We start from the raw sequence: 6,661 nt of genomic DNA on the forward strand, positions 1-6,661 counted from the left end.
AATCCCGGCAAGCCATGGAGCAATGACGCTTAAGTTAGTGCCATTACCCTTAAGGTCGTAGTGATCATTTGAGCAGGCGCGCTTCTTCCAAGGTCTACGCGCCATTTCCCAGCCACCCTTCTCCCGCAGCGAGCGATACAAAGTTTTCCAGCGATGCGCCCAGATGGTCGATGGCGTTGAGCCGGGATGGCTGGGTGACGTCGTTCAGCGAGGCCAATAGTTCAAGCGCTACACGTCTTCCATGCTCAGTCAGGCTAAGGAGGATTTGCCGGCGGTCCGACGATGATCGGTGTCGCCGTACCAAACCTTCTCGCGTTAGATCATCGAGCAATCTGGTCAAATAGGCCGCTGCAATCTTTGTGTCGGATTTAAGTTCCAACTGCCTGCATGTCGGTGTTCTTGCTAGGCGAACCAGCACAAGCCAATGCAAAAGCGTCAAATGCTCGCTTGTCGCGGAAGCGAGATGCACCAGCTTTTCAACCACGTTGGTCGCGCACTTCAATGCTCTGGCGACCTCTGCGACCTTGTAGATGGCGTCCGCCGCCGCTTGCGCGCCGGGGCTTGTCAATGGGAGCGCGGCGAGCGTTCCTTGTCGACCGGCGTTGTGCATCGCATGCTTGTTCATGGTTTCACTCCCGCGAAGGGTTGGCCGAAGCGGGATGTGGTGCTGATAGAGGCCCTTCCCTTCCTGGTCATGGATCGGCCGGCGTGAACGTTTGCCTGCACGCCCACCTGATCACCGATGCTCCGTCAGCACCACGCCCCTGCCGGCAGGTTCAATTTGTGCTGCCGGCCATATTCCTGTGAATGATCTGCGCGACTTTCTCGTCAGCGTTGGCCAACTGCTGCTGGTAGACATCCGTACTAAAGGCGGGCTGCGCCGGCACCTTCTGAGCAAGCATGGGGCCGCTCTGGTCGTGCAGGTCCACTTCCGCATTCAACGACATGCCGATGCGCAAGGGATGCTGGTCAAGCTGCTGCGGGTTGGTGAACACCACGCGCACGGGAATGCGCTGCACGATCTTGATCCAATTGCCGGTAGCGTTCTGGGCAGGAAGCAAGGCGAAGGCACCGCCCGTTCCCACGCCAAGCTCCAGCACTTTGCCGCTGTACTTCACCGCATGTCCATAAACGTCGGAAGTCACTTCCACCGGTTGGCCGATGCGCATGTGGGTGAGTTGGGTTTCCTTGAAGTTGGCATCGATCCATACGGCGTGCAGCGGTACAACGGCCATCAGGGCTGCCCCCGGCTGCACGCGCTGGCCGACCTGCACGCTGCGCTTGGCGACGTAGCCGGTTACCGGCGCCACGATGGTCGTGCGCACTTCACTGAGGTAGGCGGCGCGATATTGAGCGGCCGCGGCTTTGACATCCGGATGCGACGCGACCACGGTATCGTCCACCAATACCTTGTTGGTCTGCAGTTGCTGCTCGGCCGTCGTGAGCGAGCTCTCTGCCGCGGTCAGTGCATCTCTTGCGTGGGAGAGTTCTTCCGCGGAGATGGCGCCGGAGCTGGCCAGGCTGACGCGGCGTTCGTAGTCGGCCCTTGCTTTCTGCAGCGCGACCTTCCGTACCGCCACATCGGCCTGCGCACCGGAGACGGTGCTATACAAGCCACGCACCTTGCGCACGGTATTGGCAAGGTTCGCGGCAGCGTTCTGCAGGGCAACGTCCGCGTCCGCCTTGTCCAGCGTGACCAGCACGTCGCCTTTCTTTACCAAATCACCATCGTCGGCACCGATGCTGACCACGGTGCCGGTAATCTGCGGCGTGATCTGCACGATGTTGCCGTTGACGTAGGCATCGTCAGTCGCTTCGTACCAGCGGCTTTCCAGCACGTACCAGGCACCAAAGCCTACCGCGCCCACGAGAATGCATGCGCCGAGAATGCGTAGCATGACGCTACGGCCCTTTTTCCTGGTTTGGGTGGCTGCGTCAGGAGCCGAAGAAATTTCAGTAGACATGATGGCTGCCTCAAGAACGATGATGAATAAGGGAAGAAGCATTCGCATCGGCGGCGACCGCCGACGCATCAGGAGCGCTCTGGCTTGGGCGATAGCCGCCACCGAGCGCCTGGATCATTTGCACGGAGTAGTCGGTTTGTTCGGCATGCAGCGTGGCCATGCGTTGTTCGGCGATCAGCAGCTCCTGGCGCACGCTGAGGGCTTCCAGATAGCTGCCGATGCCGGCCTTGTAGCGTTGTTCGGCGAGCGTCCAAGCGTCGTTGGCCGCGTCGAGTGCACGCTGCTGTGCGTCGATCTGCACCTGCAGCGAGGCGAGTGCATCCTGGTCGTCGCACACTTCGTTGACGGCGCGCACCAGCGTGTCGTTGTACTGCGCTACGGCGAGATCGTATTGCGCATCCTTGCCGTTCAAGTCCGCCCGACGCCGGCCACCGTCAAAGAGGGGAAGGCTGATCGCCGGGGCGACGTCGTAGAAGCGGGTTTTCGCCTGGAACAGATTGCCGCCGCCGAGTGCGACCAGGCCCGCCACGGCGGTGATGTTGACGTTGGGAAGGAACTGGGTCTTGGCTGCGTCGATGTCCTTATCGGCGGCTTCCACGCGCCACCGCGCGGCGACGAGGTCGGCGCGGCGCCCCAGCAACTCGACGGGTAGATCGGATGGCACACGCAGGGCACCAGGCGGCAGAAGCTGCGGGCGGGCGATCGTCAAACCGCGATCAGGACCTTTGCCCAACAGCACGGACAGTGCGGAGCGCGCCGCATCGATCGCGCGATCCGCTTGCGCCTTTTGCCCCTGTGCACTGGCAACTTCTGAATCGCTCTGCTTGAGCTGCACCTGGCTATCGATGCCAGCGGCCACGCGTTGCCGCGTCAGCTTTTGCACGTCCGTCGCACGCTCCAGCTCCGCCGCTGCGACATCCTGTTGCGCGTAGGCGTAGCCGAGCTGCACGTATGCGCGAGCAACGTTGGTGGACAGTTCGATCCGCGCTGCATGCGCGTCGACTTCGGCGGCGCGCTGCTGTCCGAAGGCGGCCTCCCATGCCGCCCGCTCGCCGCCCCAGAGATCAAGATCCCATTTGAAGCTGGCGGAAACATACTTGGCAGCGCCGTTATGGCCCTTGCCAATCGGTGGCAGCGTTGTCGGCAGGCGCGCTTCGGCGACGCTTCCTGCGAGGTCGACTTGCGGTTTGCGGCCGGCGTCGGCCTGCGCTGTTTCGGACTGCGCCAGGCGCGCCCGTGCATCGGCTTCGGCCAGGCTCGGGTTGTCGCGCAAAGCTTCCGCAATCAGGGCATTGAGCTGGCTGTCGCCCAATGATGTCCACCAGTCGGCTTGGGGCCACGCGGCGGGCGACAGCTTTACATTCGCGAGGCTGCGCGTCACCGCGAGAGAGTTGGGGTTGATGGGCGCGCCGTCCGGATGCAGGCCGCCGGCACTGGCACATCCTGCCAGTGCGAGGGTCAATCCGACCGCTGCCGCAATGAGTTGAACACGCATGGTCTTGGTCTCGGTAAGTGGGTTGGATGTATCGGGTGGAGCGCGCAAGCGCTTCGGTCGTAAGAGCGTTGGTGTTGGGTGATCAGTGGCCGCCCGCTGTCGCTGCGCCAGCTGCCGCGTCCTTGCTTGGATGCGTCATCCAGATCAACGGAATGATCAGCACGAAGATCACGGCGGACAGCCAGAAGATGTCGTTGAGACCGAGCATGGCCGCTTGCGCGTCCAATCCGTTCTCGATGAAGGCAAGTGCCTTGGAGGCGCCGATCTGCAGCGTCGACTGCGTTTGTGCGAGCGAATCCGTGAAGATCGGGTTGTAGCGGTTGGCCTGTTCGGTCAGCCGTGCGTGATGCAGGATCGTGCGGTCGTTCCAGCCGGTGGCCACCAATGAGGTGCCCACCGCACCGGCGAACACGCGCACGAAGTTCGACAAGCCTGCGGCAGAGGGGATCTTGTCGGGCGTCAGGCCCGACAGGATGATCGCGGTCAACGGCACGAAGAACAGCGCGGTCGGAATACCTTGCAGCAGGGTCGGCAGAATCAGGGTGTATTGATCGATCTGGGTGGTGTACACCGAGCGCATGAAGAACACAGCGGCAAACCCGGCGAAGGCCAGCGTCGCCAATATGCGTGCATCGGTCTTCATCATGGCCTTGCCCATGACCGGGGCAAGAATCACCGCAAAAATACCCAGCGGCGCAGTCACCAAGCCCGCATCGACGGCGCGATAGCCCAGGTACTCCTGGATCCACTGCGGCAGAATCACCAGGTTGGCGAAAAAGATCGCATAGGCCACCGAGATCGCGATGGTGCCCCCGCGGAAGTTGCGTCCGGCAAACAGCCGCAGATCGACGATCGGCTTTTCTTCGGTGAGTTCCCAGATCACGAAGAACGCAAAGCCGATCAGTGCAAACACGCCCAGCGCGCAGATCACCGGCGAGTTGAACCAATCCAGATCCTTGCCTTTGTCGAGCATGATCTGCAGTGCAGCGACCCAGCCGATCAGGGCGATCAGCCCGACCGTATCGATCGGCAAACGACGAGCAGGCGTTTCACGGTCGCGGTAAACCATCCACACCACCGCAGCCGCGAAGATGCCGACCGGTACGTTGATGTAGAAGATCCACGACCAGCTGTACCGGTCGGTGATCCAGCCGCCCAAAGCCGGGCCAGCGATGGGACCGACCGTGGCCGTCATGGCCCACAGCGACAACGCGCTGCCGCTTTTCTCTTTTGAAAACGTAGAGAGCAGCAGCGCTTGCGATAGCGGTATCAGCGGACCGGCGGCCACGCCCTGCAACACGCGGGCTGCCAGCAACACGGAGAGGTTGGGGGCGATGCCACACAACGCCGACGAAATCACGAACAGCAGAATCGCGCCGGTGAAAAGTTTCACCTGGCCGATGCGTTGGGTGAGCCAGCCCGTGAGCGGAATCGCCACCGCGTTGGCGGCGGAGAACATGGTGATGACCCAGGTTCCTTCGTCCACCGACACGCCCAGGTCGCCCGACAAGGTGGGAATGGCGACGTTGGCGATGGAGGAATCGAGCACGTTCATGAACGTGGCGAGCGCAACGGCGAAGGCGCCGAGGGCAAACCGGATACCCGTCAGGGGGGCCGGGGCCGGTACAGCGGAGGGATTGGACATATCTGACTCCTCGCCCCGTAGCCAGGGCCGCGCCCACCGCGGCCCGCACTGCGGGATTTGTCTGGAGGCAGACAATAAAGTTCGTCAACAAACAAGTCAATAGGCAAACAGTTAGTTGGCGTATTAATTTCTTATGTCATTGTTTTCATTGGAAAGCGTATCCTGGCCAAGAATTGTCAAGCAGCATACAATCCAGCCACAGATAGTTTCCGCAGGAGAAAATCCCTTGTCAGACGTCGAATCGACCAGCGATCAGAGCTTCCCCGCCCCCTACTTGAGGGAGGCCTACCTGCGCCGGTTTTCGCCGGCGGCAGTCCAGCGACTGGAAACGGTATTCACGCTCAGGTCCGTGACCCAGCAGGTCAACAACGTCTTGAACGCATGGCTGGAAGGCACGGCAGGTTCGCCCGCGCGGTTTCAAACGATGGCCTTGCTGTGGGGCGCGGGCGACCGTCCCGTTCCGCATCAGGAAATCATTGCGGCCCTGCAGGTCAAACGCGCCACGGTTTCAGCGCTGATGTTTTCACTTGAACAGGAAGGCCTGGTGCAATCGGTCGGCGACGAGAAAGATCGACGCCGGCTGCTTGCCACGCTTACAGAGAAAGGCAGGAACATCATCACCCGTGCAATGGAATTGAATGCGCACAGGTTGGAGAACGTGTTCGCCGAACTTTCGCCGGATGAACTGGATTTGCTTCAAAGCCTGCTGCGGCGCATGCGCGATGGCTTCGTCAAGGTCTCCCGCGAAAAAATCTAAGCATGCGCCGAGTCATTGCGTGCAGCCGCGTAGACTGGGGGCATGGCGCGATCCTTCGTAGATTGGCGGTGAGGCAACGCCGAACCCCAACATCGCTTTCTGCATGGCAACGTTGGGGTTCGCTTGCGCTCACCGCCAACGCACTCCGATGCAGCACGTCGCCATGCCGATGAAAGCGGGGATTTCATCCCAGCCTACGAAGCTGTTATCGCCATCATTACTGCCATGCGCGGCTGCCGGCAGCCATCCAATTCTCGTCGCTTAACCGCTCCAACACTTCGTCAAGCCTTGCGTTGATCGCTTCAAAGATGAAATACAACTCGGCGCGACCGATGGTCATCACGCCGTTGCCGTTCTCGGCGTTGTCCTCGTTATAGGTGATGTGCGCCATCAGGGTCAGCATGTCCTGCAGTTGCCTCAAGTCTTCGTAGCAGTCACTGGACAATAGATAGAGATGCGGTCCGCAGCGGCCGCCTTGCATGTCTTTCATGGTGGTTTCTCCACACGCTTAGGTCACGCCGCGTGTTGCGCGCGGCGTGAAGGGCTTTCAGGAAAATCCTGCTCGCTGTGTCGGAATCAGCTGCTTCCGTTTTGACGAATGCCCAGTTTGGCTCGACGCGGCGCAGTGTGCGCGGCGGTGAAGTAGGAAAAATGCACCGGGGTGGGAGCACGAAGGCGTGCGGGTGCCGTATGATCGAGAGTAACCAGTGTGTCATGAAGACTCAGGAAGAGTCGTGCTGTCATGAAGATGGAGGCGGGCCCTCCGCGATCGCCTTTTAGGGGGAGATCGCAAACCACCT

Annotated in this window: 7 protein-coding genes; 1 reads left to right on the forward strand and 6 read right to left on the reverse strand. The window is 61.1% G+C overall.

Annotation, left to right across the window (positions count from 1 at the left end; genetic code table 11):
- Positions 1-94 precede the first annotated feature (94 nt).
- The 4 genes from VMA74_RS08085 to VMA74_RS08100 form a co-directional block, all read right to left on the reverse strand.
- Positions 95-625 carry a MarR family winged helix-turn-helix transcriptional regulator gene (locus VMA74_RS08085; RefSeq protein ID WP_325366125.1) on the reverse strand — a complete coding sequence of 177 codons (531 nt, stop codon included), beginning with the start codon at positions 623-625 and terminating at the stop codon, positions 95-97.
- A gap of 151 nt (positions 626-776) precedes the next feature.
- Complete coding sequence (locus VMA74_RS08090) at positions 777-1,964, reverse strand: efflux RND transporter periplasmic adaptor subunit (RefSeq protein WP_325366126.1); 1,188 nt, start codon at positions 1,962-1,964, stop codon at positions 777-779.
- A 10-nt stretch (positions 1,965-1,974) separates the two neighbouring features.
- Complete coding sequence (locus VMA74_RS08095; protein ID WP_325366127.1) at positions 1,975-3,459, reverse strand: efflux transporter outer membrane subunit; 1,485 nt, start codon at positions 3,457-3,459, stop codon at positions 1,975-1,977.
- An 82-nt stretch (positions 3,460-3,541) separates the two neighbouring features.
- On the reverse strand, positions 3,542-5,104 hold the full coding sequence (locus VMA74_RS08100; protein WP_325366128.1) for a DHA2 family efflux MFS transporter permease subunit: 1,563 nt from the start codon (positions 5,102-5,104) through the stop codon (positions 3,542-3,544).
- Positions 5,105-5,237: 133 nt separating this feature from the next.
- Here VMA74_RS08100 and VMA74_RS08105 point away from each other — a divergent pair, with 133 nt between their 5' ends.
- Positions 5,238-5,861: a MarR family winged helix-turn-helix transcriptional regulator gene (locus VMA74_RS08105; protein WP_325366129.1), complete on the forward strand. Its 624-nt coding sequence runs from the start codon at positions 5,238-5,240 to the stop codon at positions 5,859-5,861.
- 217 nt (positions 5,862-6,078) lie between these two features.
- On the opposite strand, the gene VMA74_RS08110 is transcribed toward VMA74_RS08105, so the two are convergent.
- Together VMA74_RS08110 and VMA74_RS08115 are read right to left on the reverse strand one after the other, a co-directional pair.
- Entirely contained in the window at positions 6,079-6,351 is a 273-nt protein-coding gene (locus VMA74_RS08110; RefSeq protein WP_325366130.1) for an XAC0095 family protein, read from the reverse strand.
- A gap of 86 nt (positions 6,352-6,437) precedes the next feature.
- A partial coding sequence (locus VMA74_RS08115) for a hypothetical protein (protein ID WP_325366131.1) occupies positions 6,438-6,661 on the reverse strand: 224 nt, incomplete at its 5' end.

Origin of the sequence: Dyella sp. (assembly GCF_035508675.1) — a bacterium.
Classification (GTDB): domain Bacteria; phylum Pseudomonadota; class Gammaproteobacteria; order Xanthomonadales; family Rhodanobacteraceae; genus Dyella_B.